We start from the raw sequence: 18355 nt of genomic DNA, 5'->3' as shown, positions 1-18355 counted from the left end.
AACGCGGCACGGCCCCGGGGACGTGGTCCCGGGGCCGTGCCGCGCAGGTGCCGCGGGCGGGGCCGTGGCGGTCAGGCCGCCACCGGCTGCTTGGCCTCCTTCGGCGTGGTGGGCTGCTGGGCGGCCGGGTCGGTGGCCGTGGACTCGGGGGCCGGCTTGCGCATGCCCTTGAGGAGGACCACCAGGGCCGTGGTGACGCAGACGCCGACCGCGATGGCCACCAGGTACAGGAACGGGTTGCCGATCAGCGGGACCACGAAGATGCCGCCGTGCGGGGCCCGCAGCGTGGCGCCGAAGCCCATCGACAGGGCGCCGGTGAGCGCGCCGCCCACCATGGAGGACGGGATGACCCGCAGCGGGTCGGCCGCCGCGAAGGGGATCGCGCCCTCGGAGATGAAGGACGCGCCCAGGACCCAGGCGGCCTTGCCGTTCTCGCGCTCGGTCGGGGTGAACAGCTTGCCGCGCACGGTGGTGGCCAGGGCCATCGCCAGCGGCGGGACCATGCCGGCCGCCATCACCGCGGCCATGATCTTCATCGCGGAGTCGCTGGGGTTCGAGACCGCGATGCCGGCGGTGGCGAAGGTGTAGGCGACCTTGTTGACCGGGCCGCCCAGGTCGAAGCACATCATCAGGCCGAGCAGGGCGCCGAGCAGGATGGCGTTGGTGCCGGTGAGACCGTTCAGCCAGTCGGTCAGCCCCTTCTGGGCGCTGGCGATGGGCTTGCCGATCACGACGAACATCAGGAACCCGACGATCGCCGAGGAGATCAGCGGGATCACCACCACGGGCATGATGCCGCGCAACGCCGCCGGGATGTTCAGCCGCTGGATCGCCATCACCACGCCACCGGCGATCAGACCGGCCGCCAGGCCGCCGAGGAAGCCCGCGTTGATGGTCAGGGAGATCGCGCCGCCCACGAAGCCGGGGACCAGTCCCGGCCGGTCCGCCATGCCGTAGGCGATGTAGCCGGCGAGCACCGGAACGAGGAAGCCGAAGGCCACGGCGCCGATCTGGAACAGCAGGGCGCCCCAGCTGTCGGCCTGGGTCCACAGGAAGTGGTCCATCACCGACGGCGCCTTGTTGATCTTGTAGCCGCCGATCGCGAAGCCCAGTGCGATGAGCAGACCGCCCGCGGCGACGAACGGGACCATGTAGCTGACGCCGGACATCAGCCACTTGCGGAGCTTGGTGCCGTAGCCCTCGGTGGAGTCGCCCGCACGCTCGACCGGCGTGGCCGGCCCGTGCGCCGGTGCGGTCGCCTCGCCGCGCGCCGCCTTCTCGCGGACCTCGGCGATGAGTTCGGCCGGGCGGTTGATGCCCGCCTTCACGCCCACGTCGACGGTCGGCTTGCCGGCGAAGCGGTCCTTGTCGCGCACGGGCACGTCGTGGGCGAAGATCACGGCGTCCGCCGCCGCGACGACCGCCGGGTCCAGCCGGGTGAAGCCGGCCGAGCCCTGCGTCTCCACGAACAGTTCGACACCCGCCTCGCGGCCGGCGTTCTCCAGCGACTCGGCCGCCATGTAGGTGTGGGCGATGCCGGTCGGGCAGGACGTGACGGCGACGATGCGGAAGGGGGTCGCGCCGGAGGCGGCCGTGGCGCCCGGCGCCGGGGCGGATCCGTCGGTGACGGCCGCGCCCGGTACCGGGGCCGTGCTGCCCGCCGCGGCGCCGGCGGAGGCCGCCACCGGCGCCACAGCGGTGTCCTGAGGGGCGCCCACGGCGCCTGCAGCAGCGCCCGCGGCGCCCTCGACGGCGCCGGCAGCACCCTGCGAGCCCCCCGCGCCCGGCGCGTCCTGCGCGCTCCCCGCCTCCTGCGAGCCCCCCGTCTCCTGCGCGCCGTCCTCCGACGGCACCTCGTCCCCGCGGATCAGCGCCGCCGCGGCGCCCGCGTCCCGGACCGACCGCAGCGCGTCGGTGAACTCGGTGTTCATCAGCTGGCGGGCGAGGGAGGAGAGGATCGTGAGGTGGGCGTCGTCGGCGCCGGCGGGGGCCGCGATCAGGAAGATCAGGTCGGCCGGGCCGTCCGCGGCGCCGAAGTCGATGCCGGCGGCGCTGCGGCCGAAGGCGAGGGTCGGCTCGGTGACGTGGGCGCTGCGGCAGTGCGGGATGCCGATGCCGCCGTCGAGCCCGGTCGGCATCTGGGCCTCGCGGGCGGCGACGTCGGCGAGGAAGCCCTCCAGGTCGGTCACCCGGCCCTGGGCCACCATGCGCTCGGCGAGGGCACGGGCCGCCGCTTCCTTGGTGTCGGCGGACAGGTCGAGGTCGACCAGGTCCGCGGTGATCATTTCGCTCATCGCGGGCTCCTATGCACGCGTATCGCCCGGGGAGTGGGGTGGGCGCATGTGGGGACGGGGATGCGGTGGGGGGACGGGGTGGTGCGGGAGGCGGGACCGGGGAAACCCCGCCTCCGTGGGACGGCGCGGCGGTTCGGGTGGCCGTACCGCCCCGGGGCCGCGGCGGGTAACGGGGAGCCTTGCCGCTCCGATGCGGGTCGGGTGGGCGCGTCCGGACGGGTGGACCCGGCGCGTCCGCCCAGCCGGCTGAAGCCGGGGCGGGTGCCGCCGTAGGCGAGGGGGGTCATGACACCGGCTCCGTCAGTTCACGGTCCAGGGGGATGTCGGCCGTGACCGTCACCGCCGCCGGATCAAGGTCGGCGGGGGTCGGCATCACGCTGCCGGGGAGCTGCACGGCGGCGGCGCCGTGGGCGACGGCCGAGGCGAGGGCCTCGGGGCCGGTGCCGCCGGCGATGAGGAAGCCGGCCAGTGAGGCGTCGCCGGCGCCGACGTTGCTGCGGACGGCGGACACCCGCGCGCTGCCGAACCAGGCGCCGGTGTCCGACACGAGGAGCTGGCCGTCGGCGCCCAGGCTCGCGAGCACGGCGCCCGCGCCCATCGCGCGCACCTCCTCGGCCGCCTTGAGCGCGTCGCCCACGGTCGCCAGGGGGCGCCCGACGGCTTCCGCGAGCTCCTCGGCGTTCGGCTTCACCACGTCGGGCCGCGCGCGCAGCGCCTCCAGGAGCGCGCGTCCCGAGGTGTCCAGCGCGATGCGCGCACCCCCGGCGTGCGCCCGCGTGACGACGTCGGCGTACCAGGAGGGCGCGAGCCCCCGGGGCAGGCTGCCGCAGCACGCGATCCAGTCGGTGTCGCCGGAGTGCGAGCGGACGGTGTCCAGCAGGAGTTCCTGTTCGGCCGCCGACAGCTGCGGACCCGGCGCGTTGATCTTGGTGAGCACCCCGTCGGCTTCCGCGAGCGCGATGTTGGAGCGGGTGGCGCCGGCCACCGGGACCGGGGCGACCTCGATGCCCTGCGCGGCGAGCAGGTCGGCGACGAGCGCGCCCGGCGCACCCCCCAGGGGCAGGACGGCGACCGTGCGCCGGCCGGCGGCGGCCACGGCCCGCGAGACGTTGACGCCCTTGCCGCCGGGGTCCATGCGCTCGGTCTCGGCGCGGATGACCTCGCCGCGCTTGAGGGCCTGGACCTCGTAGGTGCGGTCGAGGGACGGGTTGGGGGTGACGGTGAGGATCATGCGCGCACTACTTCCGTGCCACCGCGCTCGATGGCGGCGGCGTCGTCCGGGCTCAGCCCGCTGTCGGTGATCAGCAGGTCCACGTCGCTCAGGTCGCCGAAGCGGGCGAAGTGCTCCTGGCCGTGCTTGGAGGAGTCGGCCAGCAGCACCACGCGGCGGGCGGAGGCGACGGCGGCCCGCTTGACCGCGGCCTCGGCGAGGTCGGGGGTGGTCAGTCCGTGTTCGGCGGAGAAGCCGTTGGCGGCGACGAACAGCACGTCGGCGCGGATCTCGCCGTACGCACGCAGCGCCCAGGCGTCCACGGCGGCGCGCGTACGGTGCCGGACGCGCCCCCCGACCAGGTGGAGCTGGATGCCCGGGTGGTCGGCGAGGCGGGCGGCGATCGGCAGGGAGTGCGTGACGACGGTGAGCTGCGCCTCCAGCGGGATGGCACCGGCCACGCGGGCGACCGTCGTACCGGCGTCGAGGATCATCGTGCCCTCCGCCGGCAGCTCGGTGAGGGCGGCCTTGGCGATGCGGTCCTTCTCGTCGGCGGCGGTGGACTCGCGCTCGGTGAGGTCCGGCTCGAAGTCCAGGCGGCCCACCGGGATGGCACCGCCGTGCACCCGGCGGACGAGACCGGCGCGGTCGAGGGCCTTCAGATCGCGGCGGATGGTCTCCGCGGTGACCTGGAACTCCTCGGCCAGCGACAGCACGTCCACCCGGCCGCCGTCACGGGCGAGCCGGAGGATCTCCTGCTGCCGCTCCGGTGCGTACATGTCCGTTCGCCTCCGCCTCGATCGTCGGCTCCATGTCCGATCACTTCCGGGTTAATGCCCGAACGTGTGGTTTCATCGGCAGGCTACGCCCGGTAATCCGGAAAGTAAACAGATTCGGGCCCGGCCCGGGCAGGTACGGGCTCCGGTGCCGTCCGGGCAGCAGAAGGGCCCGGTACCGCACCGGTACCGGGCCCTTCGTCACCCTGGTCAGAGCACCAGCGCCGGCTCCTCCGCCGCCGGCGCCTCCTGCTCCGCGCCCTCCACGTGCTGGGCCGGACGCTTCGGCAGGGCGGACATCAGCAGGAAGATCACGCCCATGATCCCGGCGACCCACCACAGCGCGTGCTGGAAGGCGTGCACGAACGCCGGACCGACCTGCGCCCGGGTCAGCCGGTCGCCGATCTCGCCGTAGAAGACCACCGACACCAGCCCCAGCCCCAGCGCGTTGCCCATCTGCTGCACGGTGTTGATCAGCCCGGACGCGGAACCGGCGTGCTCACGCGGCACCTCCGAGAGCACCGCGTCGGTCAGCGGGGCGACGATCAGACCCATGCCGACACCCATCACGACCAGCGGCAGGGCCATCTGCCAGGAGGCGATGGCGAGGCCGTAGTGGCGGGCCTCCCCCAGGTAGATCAGCACGCCCGCACCCATCACCAGCGCACCCGCCTGGAGCACCTTCCGGCCGAACCGCGGGACCAGCTGCTGCACCGACAGTCCGGCCGCCGTGGACACCGCCAGCGAGAACGGCACCCCGGTCAGCCCGGCCCGCAGCGGGCTCCAGCCCAGGCCGATCTGCATGTACAGCGTCCAGACCAGGAAGAAGATGCCGAGCGCGACACCGAAGACGGTCTGTACGGCGATGCCCGCGGCGAAGCTCTTCACCCGGAAGAGGGACAGCTCGACGAGCGGGGAACCGTCCTTGGCCGCCTTCCGTTTCTCGTACGACACCAGCGCCGCGAAGACGACGAGCGAGCCGGCCATGCAGCCGTACCCCCACAGCGGCCAGCCCAGCTCGCGGCCGCGGGTGAGCGGGTAGAGCAGCATCAGCAGGCCCAGCGTCACCAGGGCGACGCCGACGAGGTCCAGCTTCATCGCCCTGGGGGCCTTCGACTCGGTGATGAAGCGACGGCCCAGCAGCCAGGCGAGCACACCCACGGGGAGGTTGATGAGGAAGATGGGCCGCCATTCGAGGCCGAACAGGTTCCACTCCGTCAGCAGGGCACCCAGCAGCGGCCCGGAGACCGCACCGAGACCGACGATCGCGCCGAACAGACCGAAGACCTTGCCGCGTTCGTGGGCCGGGAAGGTGGCGTGCACGATGGACAGCACCTGAGGCACCATCAGCGCGGCCATGCCGCCCTGCAGGAGGCGCGAGGCGACCAGCATTTCCGGGTTCGCGGCGAAACCGCACAGGGCGGAGGCGACGGTGAAGCCGCCGATGCCGAGGAGGAACAGCCGCTTGCGGCCGTGGATGTCGCCGAGCCGTCCGCCGGTGATCAGACCGGCGGCGAAGGCGAGGGCGTAGCCGGCGGTTATCCACTGGATCTGGCTGACCGTGGCGTGGGCGCTCTGCTGGATGGACGGGATCGCGATGTTGACGATCGTGACGTCCACCAGGTCCATGAAGGCCGCGGTCATGACGATGGCCAGGGCCAGCCAGCGGGCGCGGTCGGGCGCCGGGGGAGCGAGGGTGCTGTCGTTCGGGGTCATGGAAGAAAGGTAGGACCCCATTAGGTCAGATCGTGTCCTATATCTGCGGCATGCTCGTCTCCATGACGACGGACACTCCAGCCCGGCTGCTCCAGCTCCTGTCCCTCCTCCAGACGCCCCGCGAGTGGCCCGGCGGTGAACTCGCCGACCGGCTGGGGGTGTCCCGGCGTACCGTGCGGCGGGATGTCGACCGGCTGCGGGAGCTGGGCTATCCGGTGCAGGCGACGAAGGGTGCGGACGGCGGGTACCGGCTGGTGGCGGGCAAGGCGATGCCGCCGCTGGTGCTGGACGACGAGGAGGCCGTCGCGATCGCGGTGGGGCTGCGGGCCGGTGCGGGGCACGCCGTGGAAGGGGTGGAGGAGGCGTCCGTCCGGGCACTGGCCAAGCTGGAGCAGGTGCTGCCCTCCCGGCTGCGCCACCGCGTGTCCACGCTGCAGGCTGCGACCACGCCGCTGACCAGCGGGGACGGGCCGAGCATCGCGCCGGAGACGCTGACCGTGATGGCGTCGACGGTGGCGGGCCACGAGCGACTGCGGTTCGCCTACCGCGACAAGGACGGCAGCGCGTCCCGCCGGCTGACCGAGCCGCACCGGCTGGTGTCGACGGGGCGGCGCTGGTACCTGGTCGCGTACGACCTCGACCGCGCCGACTGGCGCACCTTCCGGGTCGACCGGGTCAGCGAGCCGTTCGCGACCGGAGTCCGGTTCGCACCACGGGAGTTGCCGACGGGGAGCGCCGCCGAGTACCTGCGGCAGTCGATCCACCGCCGGCAGGAGACGTACGCGTTCGAGGTGCGGTTCGCCGCGCCGGCCGAACAGGTCTCCGCGCGGATCCCGAAGTGGCTCGGCACACCCGAGGACGACGGCGACGGCGGCTGTCTCCTCCGCGGCACCACCGGCGACCCCGTGGAGTGGCTGGCGGTACGACTGGCGATGACGGGACAGGAGTTCGCGGTCCGGGGGCCGGCGGAACTGGCGGATTCCGTACGGGAGCTGGGGGGACGGCTGACCAGGGCCGCGGGTGCCGAGCCGGGGGCGCCGGCGGGCGATTGAGCGGGGTGGGGGGCTAGGCGCTCCCGCGTCCCTCGTCCCCGCGCCCGACGCCACCCCCGCGCCCGCGCCCGCCCTCGCCCTCGTCCTCGTCCTCGACGCCACCCCACCCGAAGTCCCGCAGGGCCCGCAGGTTGCGCAGGGCCAGGGCTGCCGGGCTGCCGGGGCCGGTGGGCGGGGTCGTCGTGGCGGCCCAGGACTCCACGGCCACGCGGACGGCGGCGCCGGCCACGGCCGCCGCGAACCGCAGGTCCGCCTCGTCAGCCTCGTTGCCCGGCGCCCGCGCCGCCAGGATCTCCGCGAGCGCCGCCTCCGACGCCTGGCACACCTCCGCCCAGACCTTGCTCAGGGCCGGGCTGCTGCGGGCCAGGCGGATCAGGGTGCGCAGCCAGTCCCAGGACTCGACCGAGATGCCGGTGCCGGGGGTGAGGGTGTGGCGGACGGCGTGTTCCAGTGCCTGCGCAAGGGAGAGGTGGGCCGGTGCCGTACGGACCGCCTCGGTCCAGCGCTGGGCGCCGGCCGCGTAGAGCGGGGCCACCGCCTCTTCCTTGACGGCGAAGTAGCGGTAGAAGGTGCGCGGTGCGATGCCCGCGGCCTGGGCGATGTCCTCGGCGCGGGTCGCCCTCAGGCCCTGCTGCACGAAGAGGGCGGCCGCCGCCCGGGCGATCTCCATCCGGGTCTCGGCCTTCCGGCGTTCGGTGAGGGACATCGGCGCGGAGGCGGAAAACGGCTGGTGGGCGGGGCTGGGGGTGGTGCTCATCCGGGCAGGCTATGCCCGTGTGGCAGAATCTGCCATCCGGTGGTCCACCCCGGGGTTCAGGTACGGGGTGGGCCGCCCTTCCAGTCTCCGGGCACGCACCGCGGCCCCCTGCCGGCGCCCGGCGGAGCCGGAGGAACATCCCTCGTCACGCGCGGGCAAGAAGAGGCCGGACTCCGGCGCCCGGGGGGGATGGGCGCCGAAGCCCGGCTCGGGAAGGTCCCGGCGCCGGGGGGGGATGTGCGTCGGGACGTGGTTCACGTGGGGCCGGCCAGGTCGTGGCCGGGGGTGCGGTGTGCGGAGGGGGGAGTGCGGTACCCGGGCCCACTGGGCCCGGAAGGGTTGTTCCCTCGGGCCCAGGGGTTGAAGCGACCGGACCACGCCATGTTTGCGCCGTCTTTCGCACCGGTGCGCGCCGCGCGGTGCGCCGTAAGCCGGGTACGCCAGGGGCCCTCACGGCCGTCGCCGTACTCCGGGCCCCCGCGTCACGCCGCCGCGTCGAATCCGGTGCTCCGGGCCAGCTTCTTCAGCTCCAGCAGGGCGTGCTTCTCGATCTGCCGGATCCGCTCACGGGTGAGTCCGTGCTCCTTGCCGACCTCGGTCAGGGTGCGCTCGCGGCCGTCCTCGATGCCGTAGCGCATCTTGATGATGGAGGCCGTGCGCTGGTCCAGGCGGCCGATCAGGTCGTCCAGTTCCTCGCTGCGCAGCAGGGTCAGGACGGACTGCTCGGGGCTCACCGCCGAGGTGTCCTCCAGCAGGTCGCCGAACTGGGTCTCGCCCTCGTCGTCCACCGACATGTTCAGCGAGACCGGGTCGCGGGCCCAGTCGAGGACGTCGATGACGCGCTCCGGGGTCGAGCCCAGCTCCGCGGCGATCTCCGCGGGCTCCGGGTCGCGGCCGTTCTCGCGGTTGAACTCGCGCTGCACGCGGCGGATGCGGCCCAGCTCCTCCACCAGGTGGACGGGGAGCCGGATCGTGCGGGACTGGTCGGCGATGGAGCGGGTGATGGCCTGCCGGATCCACCAGGTGGCGTACGTCGAGAACTTGAAGCCCTTGCGGTAGTCGAACTTCTCGACGGCGCGCACCAGGCCGGCGTTGCCCTCCTGGATCAGGTCGAGCAGGGGCAGCCCGCTGCGCGGGTAGCGCCGGGCGACCGCGACGACCAGACGGAGGTTGGAGCGGATGAAGACGTCCTTGGCGCGCTCACCGGCGGCGACCAGCGCCTCCAGCTCCTCGCGGGAGGCGTCCGACCTGGACTCCTCCTCGCCGTCGAGGACCTGTTGCGCGAACACACCCGCCTCGATGGTCTGGGACAGCTCGACCTCCTTTGCGGCGTCGAGCAGCGGCGTACGCGCGATCTCGTCGAGGTACATGCCGACCAGGTCGCGGTCTGCGATCTCGCCGCCATGAGCGCGAACACTGGTTGCCGAGTCGGCCGTCTCGCCGGTGGCGGACTGACGACGGGCGACGGCACGGGTTGCCATGCGTGCTCCCTTGCGATGGTGGGCTGGCGGGTGGTCCTGGTGAACGCCCGGCACTGAGGAGGACCGCCTTCGGGACTCACTCACTCACTCCGAGACTGTCTCCGAGTGCCCTGCATCCGTGGGAAACAACGACTGGAATCCGGACAGAATTCCCAACCCGCCCCCCGATTTTTCTGATCATGCAGTACCCTGTTCCGCCCCGCAGGGAGGCGAGATGCCGTCGGAACATGCCGAGGTGCAGGTCAGGCCGGGAGTCGAGGGTGACCTCGACGCCCTCACGGCGATCTACAACCACTACATACGTGAGACGGCCATCACATTCGATACCGCGATCTTCTCCCCGGAAGAGCGCCGCCCTTGGCTGCTCTCCCACCCGGAAGACGGCCCGCACCGGCTGATGGTTGCCACGGAGGCGGACTCACAGCGGATTCTGGGGTACGCCACATCCAGCCCTTACCGGCCGAAGCCGGCGTACCTGACCTCCGTGGAGACCTCGGTGTACGTCGCCCCGGACGCGGGGCGGCGCGGAATCGGCACGCGACTCTACGGCGCCCTGTTCGACGCCCTGGCCGGGGAGGACGTGCACCGCGCCTACGCGGGCGTCGCGCAGCCGAACGAGGCGTCCGAGCGGCTGCACGCACGGTTCGGCTTCCGGTACGTCGGCACGTACCACGAGGTGGGCCGCAAGTTCGGCCGCTACTGGGACGTGGCCTGGTACGAGAAGCGCCTGTAGCCCCCGCACCCCTATCCGAACTGCACGGACCGCTTCGCCATTCCCATCCAGAACCCGTCGATCACGGACTTCTGCGCGTCCAGCTCGCCGCCGGCCTCCGCCGCGCCCATGGTGACGAAGAGCGGGGCGAAGTGTTCGGTGCGCGGGTGGGCGTACCGGCCGGCCGGGGCCTTGTCCAGGAAGTCGAGCAGGGCGTCCCAGTCGCGGGCCTCCAGGGCGCGCCGGCCCCAGTCGTCGAACTCCGAGGACCAGCTCGGCACGCCCCGGCCGGCGTGGCGCAGGGCGGCGAGGTTGTGGGTGAAGAAGCCGGAGCCGACGATCAGCACGCCCTCGTCGCGCAGGGGGGCGAGCCTGCGGCCGGTGTCCATCAGGCGCACCGGGTCGAGGGTGGGCAGGGAGATCTGCAGGACGGGGATGTCGGCGGCCGGGAACATCTCGACGAGGGGGACGTAGGCGCCGTGGTCGAGGCCCCGGTCGGGGATGTCCTGGACGGGGGTGCCGGGGGCGCGCAGCAGCTTGCGGACGGCCTCGGCGAGGGCCGGTGCGCCGGGGGCGGGGTACCGGACCTGGTAGTAGTGCTCGGGGAAGCCCCAGAAGTCGTAGACGAGCGGGACGGTCTCGATCGCGCCGAGGGCGAGCGGGGCCTCCTCCCAGTGGGCGGAGACCATGAGGATCGCCTTGGGCCGGGGCAGGCCGGCGGACCAGGCGGCGAGCTGGCCGGGCCAGACGGGGTCGTCGGCGAGCGGCGGGGCGCCGTGGCTGAGGTACAGGGCGGGCATGCGCTCCTGGGCGGTGGCGGACATTGGCGGCGGCTCCCGGTGATCCAGACGCTGGTACTGCTGTCGAGGCTGCTGTCGAGCCAAATGCTTTAACTCTCAAGCTCTCATCGACTCTACGCCCGACTTGTTCAAGTTTCAAGGAGACGGCTCGTACAGTGGAACCCATGAACACGGCACCGGACCCCGCCGCCGCTCGGCACCGCTGGCTCACCGACGAGGAACAGCGCATCTGGCGCGCCTACCTGCACGCCACCACCCTCCTGGAGGACCACCTCGACCGGCAGCTGCAGCGCGACGCGGGCATGCCGCACATCTACTACGGCCTCCTCGTCGGCCTCGCCGAGGCGCCCCGCCGCCGGCTTCGGATGACCGAGCTGGCGATGCAGGCGAAGATCACCCGCTCCCGGCTCTCGCACGCCATCGCCCGGCTGGAGAAGAACGGCTGGGTGCGCCGCGAGGACTGCCCCTCCGACAAGCGCGGCCAGTTCGCCGTCCTCACCGACGAGGGCTACGAGGTGCTGCGGCGCACCGCGCCCGGCCATGTGACCGCCGTACGGCAGGCGCTGTTCGACCGGCTCAGCCCCGAACAGCAGAAGGCCCTCGGCGAGATCATGCAGATCGTCGCCGAGGGCCTCCAGCCCAACGAAGCGGGTGCGGACCTTCCCTGGCTCCGCTAAACCACCGTACGGCCGCCCGCCGGGAGCCCGGTCAGTGGGCCACCACCGGCACCGGCACCTCGTCCTCGGCGCCCTCGCCCGAGGCCACCGGGGCGGAACCGGGGCGGCCGGCGTTGACGAAGGTGAAGGCGATCAGGGCGGCGGCCGCCAGGATGCCGACGGCGAACCAGATCGCGGCGCTGTAGCCGTGCACCATGCCCTGCAGCTGCACCAGCTGCTGCTGCGGCTTCGCGGTGGCACCGGCGATGTGGTCCTTGACGTACGAGGTGGTCGCCGAGGCGGCGATGGTGTTCAGCAGGGCGGTGCCGATCGCGCCGCCCACCTGCTGCGAGGTGTTGACCATCGCGGAGGCGACACCGGCGTCCCGGGGCTCGACGCCCTGGGTGGCCAGCGACATCGCCGGCATGAACGCCGTACCCATGCCGAGACCGAGCAGCACCATCGCCGGCAGCAGCAGCGCGGCGTACGAGGAGTCGATCTCCAGCTGGGTCAGCAGCAGCATGCCGAGGCCGGCGACCAGGAAGCCCGGGCCCATCAGCAGGCGGGCCGGGACGCGGGTCATCAGCCGGGTGCCGATCTGGGTGGAGCCGGTGATCATGCCCGCCACCATCGGCAGGAAGGCGAAGCCGGTCTTGACCGGCGAGTAGCCCTTCACGACCTGGAGGTAGTAGGTCAGGAAGAGGAACAGGCCGAACATGCCGATGATCGCGAGGCCCAGCGAGAGGTAGATACCGCCGCGGTTGCGGTCGGTCACCACGCGCAGCGGCAGCAGCGGGGCCTTGACCTTGGACTCGACGACCACGAAGGCGAGCAGCAGCACCGCGGACGCGACGAACATCGACACGGTCACCGCGTCGCCCCAGCCGTCGGACTCGGCGCGCGTGAAGCCGTAGACCAGCGCGACCAGGCCGAGGGTGGACAGCAGGACGCCCGGGATGTCGAGCGGGTTGCGGTTGCGGCCGCCCTCCGGCTCACGGATGACGAAGTAGGCGCCGGCCGCGGCGACCACGGCGAACGGCACGTTCACGAAGAAGGTCCAGCGCCAGTCCAGGTACTCGGTCAGGAAGCCGCCGAGGATCAGGCCGACGGCACCGCCGCCGCCCGCGATCGCGCCGTAGATGCCGAACGCCTTGGCGCGCTCCTTGGCGTCGGTGAACATCACCGCGAGCAGGGACAGCGCGGCCGGGGCGAGCAGCGCGCCGAACACACCCTGGAGGGCGCGGGCGCCGAACATCATCGCGCCGGTGGTGGCGGCACCGCCGAGCGCGGACGCCGCGGCGAAGCCGCCCAGACCGAGCACGAAGGCGCGCTTGCGGCCCCACAGGTCGGCGATCCGGCCGCCGAAGAGCAGCAGACCGCCGAAGGCGAGGGCGTAGGCCGTGACGACCCACTGCCGGTTGCCGTCGGATATGCCGAGGTCCGTCTGGGCGGACGGCAGGGCGATGTTCACGATGGTGGCGTCGAGGACGACCATCAGCTGGGCGAGCGCGATGAAGACGAGCGCCTTCCAGCGGTTGGCGTCACCGCTCGGGGCGATGGCGCCGGGAGCCTTGAGGGCTGTTTCGGACATGGAGATACCCACTTCGGGACTTCGTGCTTCGGGAGGTCAGGACGTCGTGACGGAAGGTGCGGCGAAAAATGACGAGAAAACGGAGTAAGGCGGAAAGATGAAGACGAGGGACACGGCGGCCGGAGGGCTGCCGTGCCGGAAGGTGGACTCGGGCCGGGGACGAAACTGATCGGTCAGGAGCCGCGCAGCTCCCTGAGGCCGACGGCCCGGCCCGGCAGGGCGGAACGGGCCGGAGCCCGCAGACCGTCGAGGAACATCTGCAGATGACGGTGGACGAAGCGGTCGCCGCGCAGGCAGTCCGTACCGGCCGGGGGCCGGCTCAGCTGCGCCACGACGATGATCAGGTCGCCGACGCCGACGTCCGGCCGGAGCTGCCCGGCCGCCCTCGCCCGGCCCATGACCTCCTCGACGAGCTGCTCGACGCGCTTGCTGGCGGCTTCCAGGTCGGGGTGGTGCTGGTCGAAGGTGCTGGACACCATGGGGCACAGCGCACTGATCCGCTCGTCGGCGGCGGTGTGCACGAAGCGCTCCAGGGCGGCGAAGGCGTCCCCGGTCTCCGCGAGGGCCAGCTCGGCCGCCTCGGCCGTACGGTCCATCACGGAGCACACGACCTCGCGGACGAGGGCGTCACGGTCGGGGAAGTTGCGGTACACCGTGGCGTTGCCGACACCGGCCCGGCGGGCGATCTCGTCCAGCGGCACGTCGGGGCCGTGCTCGACGAACATCTCCCGGGCGGCGGTGACGATCCGCTCCCGGTTGCGCAGGGCGTCGGCGCGCGGCCGGGGCGCCTTGCGCGGTGCGGGGGCGGTCATGGCGGGCACGGCGTACTCCTCTGGGTCGGTGGGGTGCTGCGGGTCCGGCGCGGCGGTGCGAGGTGATCCCCCGCCCCACCCGGCCGGCGCCGAAGCCGATCCGGGGAACGAGTCCCCGTTTCGCTCGGACACAGGGCTAAACGGGGAAACCGTCCCCGGTTATTTCCCGGCCACCGAAAAGATCGCTGTGACCTGAGACACAATCAGCAGCCGCCGGGATTCACCCCGGTGCGGCCCCGCTTTCCCACGATCGGTCTCCTCCAGCGCGCGCCCGCCGCGGCCCCGGCACAGGGTGAGCGCAAGGGTGCAGCCGGAGACCGGCGGCTGCCGTGGCGCGAAAGGTCCCTGCATGCAGCCGCCGCCTCGCCGCCGCATACGCCCGCGCCGGTTCGCCGGCCTGTCCGTGGTGACCGCACTGACCCTCGCGGTCAGCACCTCGGCCGGGACCGGGAACCCCACGGCGCTCACCACCACCGCCGGGCCCGCCAACCTGGCCCGCTCCTCCGCGCTCGTACCCTGCATGATCCGTGGCGGCTCGGGCGTGCAGATGACCGAGGGCCTGCCCACCCCGCCCGGCTACTCCCGCTCCACGGGCACCGTCCGCGCCCTGACCCTGATGGTCGACTTCCCCGACGCGCCCGGGCAGGGCGACGCGATGGACCGCTTCCACGAGTTCTTCCCGCAGACCCAGGAGTGGTTCCGCGCCGCCTCGTACGGCCGGCTCGACTACCGCCCCGAGACCCCGGTGGACACCTGGCTGCGCATGCCGAAACGCTTCAAGTCCTACGGCATAGAGCGCGGCGCCCCCTTCGACCCCGGCTACCGGACCCTGGTCCAGGACATCGTGGCCACCGCCGACCCGAAGGTGAACTTCCGCGACTACGACCTGCTCAACGTCCTCGTCACCTCGAACGCCGGCCCCTCCGCCCTGGACACCGTGCTGTCCGTGACCTTCGCCGGCAACGACGACGCCCCGGTCGCCGACGGCGTCCGCATAGCCAACGCCTCCTTCGTCTACTCCCGCCAGGACGACGGCTCGGGCTCCTACTCCCGCACCGGCTACCGGGTGCTGCCCCACGAGAACGGCCACACCTTCGGCCTGCCCGACCTCTACACCCAGGACGGCGGGGGCGCGGTCGGGCACTGGGACATCATGAGCGAGGACTGGGGCGCCGACAACGACCTGCTCGGCTGGCACAAGTGGAAGCTGGGCTGGCTGGACAGCGACCAGGTCGGCTGCGCGGCGGCACGGGGCAGCGTCGAGTACAACCTGTCACCGCTGTACAAGGCCGGCGGCGGCAAGCTCGTCCTGGTGCCGGTCACCGCGCGCACCACCTATGCGCTGGAGGTCCGCGCGCAGGGCGGCAACGACGAGACGGTGTGCCGCCCCGGCCTCCTCATCTACAAGGTCGACGCCACCGTCGACACCGGCCGCGGCCCGGTCACCGTCTACGACAGCCACCGCAACAGCGGCGGCTGCACCCGCAGCCCCAACGTCCACGCCGAACTCTCCGACGCCCCGTTCACCTCCGGCGAGAGCTTCAAGGATCCACGGCACGGCATCGCGGTAGAGGTGGTGAGCATGGACGAGGAGGGGAATTGCCGGGTGCGGGTCAGTAGGGGGTGAGGGGGTTTGGGGGAGTGAGGAGGGTTCGGGGCGTGAGGGGGTTCCATTGTCCCGGGCCACCGCCTGCGCCGGGCGCTGCTCACCCACGAACACCTGGGCCTGGTGGCCGCCCGACCCGACCGCACCTTCACCCTCACCCCCCGCGTCCTGGCCCCGGGCTTCCCGCCCCAGTCCCGCACCTCACTCCCCCGCCTGGCCGAACCCCACCTGCGCGCCCTGGCGGACCGGCTGGACGAACCCACGGCACTGGCGGTGCTCACGAACGACGGCGAGGAGATCCAGTACACGACCGGCGCGGCCGCGGGCCGGGTCCTGACCGTGCACATCCCGGTGGGCACCCGGCTCCCGGCCGCGGCGACCTCCCCGGGCCGCGTCCTCCTGGCGGACTCCGACCCCTCCCTCACCGAGGCCCGCACCCAGGGCTACGCCCTCGTCGACGAGGAACTGGAATCAGGTCTGCGATCCATCGCCGTACCGGTACGGGACCGAACGGACCGGGCCGTCGCCGCCCTGAACGTGTCCACCCACGCGGCTGGCCGTCCCCTGGACGGTTGCGTCCAGACCCTCCTCCCCGCCCTCCACTCAACGGCCGACCTCGTCCAGCAGGACCTCCCCACCGCCTCCCGCCACACCCCCGTCCCCCCGGCCTGACCCCATTCCCTCCACCCAGCCCCACGCTGATCCGGTACCCTGTGGACCACGCCTTCGTAGCTCAGGGGATAGAGCACCGCTCTCCTAAAGCGGGTGTCGCAGGTTCGAATCCTGCCGGGGGCACCAGGCAAAGGGCCCCGGACCGATCATGGTCCGGGGCCTTTGACATCCACTTCTGACATCAACGGGGGCGGTCACCCGCGATCGGGACGCCTCCGCAGCAGGCGGTCCATGTGGCTCATGGCCTCGCGCTGGGTGTCCTGCACGACGTGCGTGTACACGTCCATGGTGATGCTGATCTGCGAGTGGCCCAGGATCTCCATCACGACGCGGGGCGCGACCCCGGCCGCCGTAAGAAGGGTGGCCGTGCCGTGCCGGGCGTCGTGCAGCCGGATGACGCGGAGGCCGGCGGACTGGGCGATGCGGGTGAAGGAGCGGTAGACGTTCCGCGGCTCGACCGGGCGGTCGGTCCGGGTGGTGAAGACGTATGCGGACTCCTGCCACTTCTCCCCCTCCTTGGCGCGGGCAGCCGCCTGCCGAAACCCGCCGCGGCTTCTGGTGCGAGTGCTGGACAGAAGACCTCACCGAGCGGCGGGGGCCGGCACTCCTGGCATCCTTCGATGCCTACTCGGCACCACACGCCGACCGATGGGTGGCGGTCGCACTCCGCACGATCTCACCGGCCTTGGACCCGGACGCTTCCGACGAGGCGTGGGAGTGGCTGTACGACGGCCGCGTAGAGACCAGACGAGCCCTACTGCGCTCGGAGCCTTGCACGGTGTCAGTCACACACGCCGGCACGCGCGTCACTTGGACCGTCCGACCGGTGACCTACCTACCGCTTGCTCACCGGGCAGAGCTCCCGCCCTGCGCCTATGAGTTCAGGCCCAGACCCAGGGTGTCCCCCTCCCAGCTGACGCCGAAGGCCCGGCCTCGTACCTGGGAGCCGGGCCTTAGGCATGCTCAGGTCATGAGCCGATTCCAGGGGCTTATGCGGCCGATTTCACGCAAGACCGGCGAGGGGAGCGCTGGGTTGCCAGGAGACGGGCAGGACAACATCGACGCCGTCACGGCGGCCCAGGGGCAGCAGTCGGCTCATGGTGGTGTCGAGGTCGTCGAGCAGGTAGGGCATGGGGCGCAGTGGCCGGTCGAGGCCGAGGAAGAAGTCGTCCCAGTGCACCAGGATGACCCGCTTGGCCCCGGTCGCGGCCACGACCTCGTCCCAGTAGGTGTGCAGGAACTCGGGGGGCTGTTTACCCAGCATGCCGACACCTAGGTAGATGACGTCGGCGTGGTGACCGCGCAGCGCGCCGGGCCGGTAGTTGGCGCTGGCTTGCAGCAGTACGCGTCCGGCGGGGTGGGTGACGAGCACGGAGTAGGCGGTGCCGGTCTTCCAGGCACCGGCGCGGGCCGGCGGGATCAAGGGCTGATCGACGGTACCGGGGTAGTGGTCGCCCGGGCTGTGCACGGAGTCCAGGAAGGTCAGCGTGAAGCTGCCGTAGGTCGCGGTATCGCCGTCGCCGACCACCCGCAAGGACGACTCGGGGACCCCGAGGCCGCGCCCGATGTTGGCGGTGGACTCCGACCCGACCAGCTCGGCGCCGGTCTCCAGCGCCCACACCGGTGCGTCGAGGGCGTGGTCGTAGTGGGAATGCGCGCACACCACAGCGGCGAGGGTGTCCACCCGCAGGCGCTCGATGGCGGCACGGACCAGCGCTCGGTTCGGGGCGATCTTGCCCATGCCTACTCGCAGCAATCCCGGGCGGGTGACGAACCCGTCGCTGAGCACCGATGTCTGCCCGTCCGACAGCAGCACTGAACTGGTGCCCAAGAAATGAGCACGCAGCCCCGCTCCGTGCGCTGCAGTGCGCTGCTGGTAAGACAGGTAGGGCCGCAGACTGGGACGACCGATCGGCACCTTCATACGAGCATCCTCGAACCCCAGCGGCAGGAGTGCCACCTCCGGACCTCGTGTGCCCTCTCACAAACGGTCCATCCTGCAAAGCCCGTTCAGCACGGCTGGTGAGCCGCCGCGGGGCCCGGGCATCCTCTCGCAGCTCGTTCCCACTCATGCCTAGTGGCTCCGCCGTTGCAACTTTCTCTACTGATTCAAGCCCCGGCTGCGCTCCGCTGGGGGACTCGGTCATGCTCGCTAGCCTGCCTCAGCTGTCCTTGAGTGCGCCCCGCATTCTCTGACCTGTCTGAGACGAACGTGCTGCT

14 protein-coding genes, 1 tRNA gene and 3 pseudogenes are annotated in these 18355 nt (G+C 72.1%); 7 read left to right on the top strand and 11 right to left on the bottom strand.

The features are described from left to right. Positions 1-71 precede the first annotated feature (71 nt). The 4 genes from ABZ923_RS30810 to ABZ923_RS30795 form a co-directional block, all read right to left on the bottom strand. Positions 72-2294, bottom strand: a complete 2223-nt coding sequence (locus ABZ923_RS30810) for a fructose-specific PTS transporter subunit EIIC (protein WP_361478048.1) — start codon at positions 2292-2294, stop codon at positions 72-74. 283 nt (positions 2295-2577) lie between these two features. Next, the gene (pfkB, locus tag ABZ923_RS30805) at positions 2578-3525 is read right to left on the bottom strand and encodes a 1-phosphofructokinase (protein ID WP_361478046.1); all 948 of its coding nucleotides are present in this window, start codon (positions 3523-3525) and stop codon (positions 2578-2580) included. Then, entirely contained in the window at positions 3522-4283 is a 762-nt protein-coding gene (locus ABZ923_RS30800) for a DeoR/GlpR family DNA-binding transcription regulator (RefSeq protein ID WP_361478044.1), read from the bottom strand. The genes pfkB and ABZ923_RS30800 overlap by 4 nt, the downstream gene beginning before the upstream one ends. A gap of 207 nt (positions 4284-4490) precedes the next feature. Next, complete coding sequence (locus tag ABZ923_RS30795; RefSeq protein ID WP_361478041.1) at positions 4491-5996, bottom strand: MFS transporter; 1506 nt, start codon at positions 5994-5996, stop codon at positions 4491-4493. A gap of 62 nt (positions 5997-6058) precedes the next feature. Here ABZ923_RS30795 and ABZ923_RS30790 point away from each other — a divergent pair, with 62 nt between their 5' ends. Beyond that, on the top strand, positions 6059-7048 hold the full coding sequence (locus tag ABZ923_RS30790) for a WYL domain-containing protein (protein WP_361478038.1): 990 nt from the start codon (positions 6059-6061) through the stop codon (positions 7046-7048). A gap of 13 nt (positions 7049-7061) precedes the next feature. On the opposite strand, the gene ABZ923_RS30785 is transcribed toward ABZ923_RS30790, so the two are convergent. Next, entirely contained in the window at positions 7062-7718 is a 657-nt protein-coding gene (locus ABZ923_RS30785) for a TetR family transcriptional regulator (protein WP_361478056.1), read from the bottom strand. Between the two features lie 569 nt (positions 7719-8287). After that, complete coding sequence (locus ABZ923_RS30780) at positions 8288-9286, bottom strand: sigma-70 family RNA polymerase sigma factor (protein ID WP_361478035.1); 999 nt, start codon at positions 9284-9286, stop codon at positions 8288-8290. Between the two features lie 214 nt (positions 9287-9500). On the opposite strand from ABZ923_RS30780, the gene ABZ923_RS30775 reads away from it, so the two are divergent. After that, positions 9501-10019 (top strand): N-acetyltransferase family protein, encoded by a 519-nt coding sequence (locus ABZ923_RS30775; RefSeq protein WP_361478032.1) that lies wholly within the window; start codon positions 9501-9503, stop codon positions 10017-10019. An 11-nt stretch (positions 10020-10030) separates the two neighbouring features. On the opposite strand, the gene ABZ923_RS30770 is transcribed toward ABZ923_RS30775, so the two are convergent. Further along, complete coding sequence (locus tag ABZ923_RS30770; protein WP_361478029.1) at positions 10031-10822, bottom strand: class III extradiol ring-cleavage dioxygenase; 792 nt, start codon at positions 10820-10822, stop codon at positions 10031-10033. A gap of 140 nt (positions 10823-10962) precedes the next feature. Here ABZ923_RS30770 and ABZ923_RS30765 point away from each other — a divergent pair, with 140 nt between their 5' ends. Beyond that, positions 10963-11475, top strand: a complete 513-nt coding sequence (locus tag ABZ923_RS30765; RefSeq protein WP_361478026.1) for a MarR family transcriptional regulator — start codon at positions 10963-10965, stop codon at positions 11473-11475. A gap of 31 nt (positions 11476-11506) precedes the next feature. Here the strand turns inward: ABZ923_RS30765 and ABZ923_RS30760 are convergent, their stop codons facing one another. Together ABZ923_RS30760 and ABZ923_RS30755 are read right to left on the bottom strand one after the other, a co-directional pair. Then, a complete protein-coding gene (locus tag ABZ923_RS30760) occupies positions 11507-13045 on the bottom strand; it encodes an MFS transporter (protein ID WP_361478023.1) in 1539 nt (512 codons plus the stop codon). Positions 13046-13218: 173 nt separating this feature from the next. Continuing rightward, on the bottom strand, positions 13219-13857 hold the full coding sequence (locus ABZ923_RS30755) for a helix-turn-helix domain-containing protein (protein ID WP_361478053.1): 639 nt from the start codon (positions 13855-13857) through the stop codon (positions 13219-13221). 349 nt (positions 13858-14206) lie between these two features. Between ABZ923_RS30755 and ABZ923_RS30750 the strand changes: the two genes are divergently transcribed. The 3 genes and pseudogenes from ABZ923_RS30750 to ABZ923_RS30740 all read left to right on the top strand — a co-directional run bounded on the left by ABZ923_RS30750 (position 14207) and on the right by ABZ923_RS30740 (position 16261). After that, positions 14207-15484 (top strand): M6 family metalloprotease domain-containing protein, encoded by a 1278-nt coding sequence (locus tag ABZ923_RS30750; RefSeq protein WP_361478020.1) that lies wholly within the window; start codon positions 14207-14209, stop codon positions 15482-15484. A 46-nt stretch (positions 15485-15530) separates the two neighbouring features. Next, positions 15531-16135 (top strand): annotated as a pseudogene (locus tag ABZ923_RS30745) (IclR family transcriptional regulator C-terminal domain-containing protein); the annotation flags it as partial. A 50-nt stretch (positions 16136-16185) separates the two neighbouring features. After that, positions 16186-16261 (top strand) — tRNA-Arg (locus tag ABZ923_RS30740). A gap of 68 nt (positions 16262-16329) precedes the next feature. Here the strand turns inward: ABZ923_RS30740 and ABZ923_RS30735 are convergent. Beyond that, positions 16330-16674 (bottom strand): annotated as a pseudogene (locus ABZ923_RS30735) (tyrosine-type recombinase/integrase); the annotation flags it as partial. Between ABZ923_RS30735 and ABZ923_RS30730 the strand changes: the two are divergent. After that, positions 16623-17024: pseudogene (locus ABZ923_RS30730) on the top strand (hypothetical protein); the annotation flags it as partial. The pseudogenes ABZ923_RS30735 and ABZ923_RS30730 overlap by 52 nt on opposite strands. 114 nt (positions 17025-17138) lie before the next feature. Here the strand turns inward: ABZ923_RS30730 and ABZ923_RS30725 are convergent. Beyond that, on the bottom strand, positions 17139-17966 hold the full coding sequence (locus tag ABZ923_RS30725) for an MBL fold metallo-hydrolase (RefSeq protein WP_361478017.1): 828 nt from the start codon (positions 17964-17966) through the stop codon (positions 17139-17141). Between the last annotated feature and the right edge of the window lie 389 nt (positions 17967-18355).

Source organism: Streptomyces sp. NPDC046881 (assembly GCF_040645015.1).
Lineage (GTDB): Bacteria > Actinomycetota > Actinomycetes > Streptomycetales > Streptomycetaceae > Streptomyces.
Note: the sequence above shows the minus strand (reverse complement) of the source record. Positions and strands in the feature narration are given on the sequence as shown.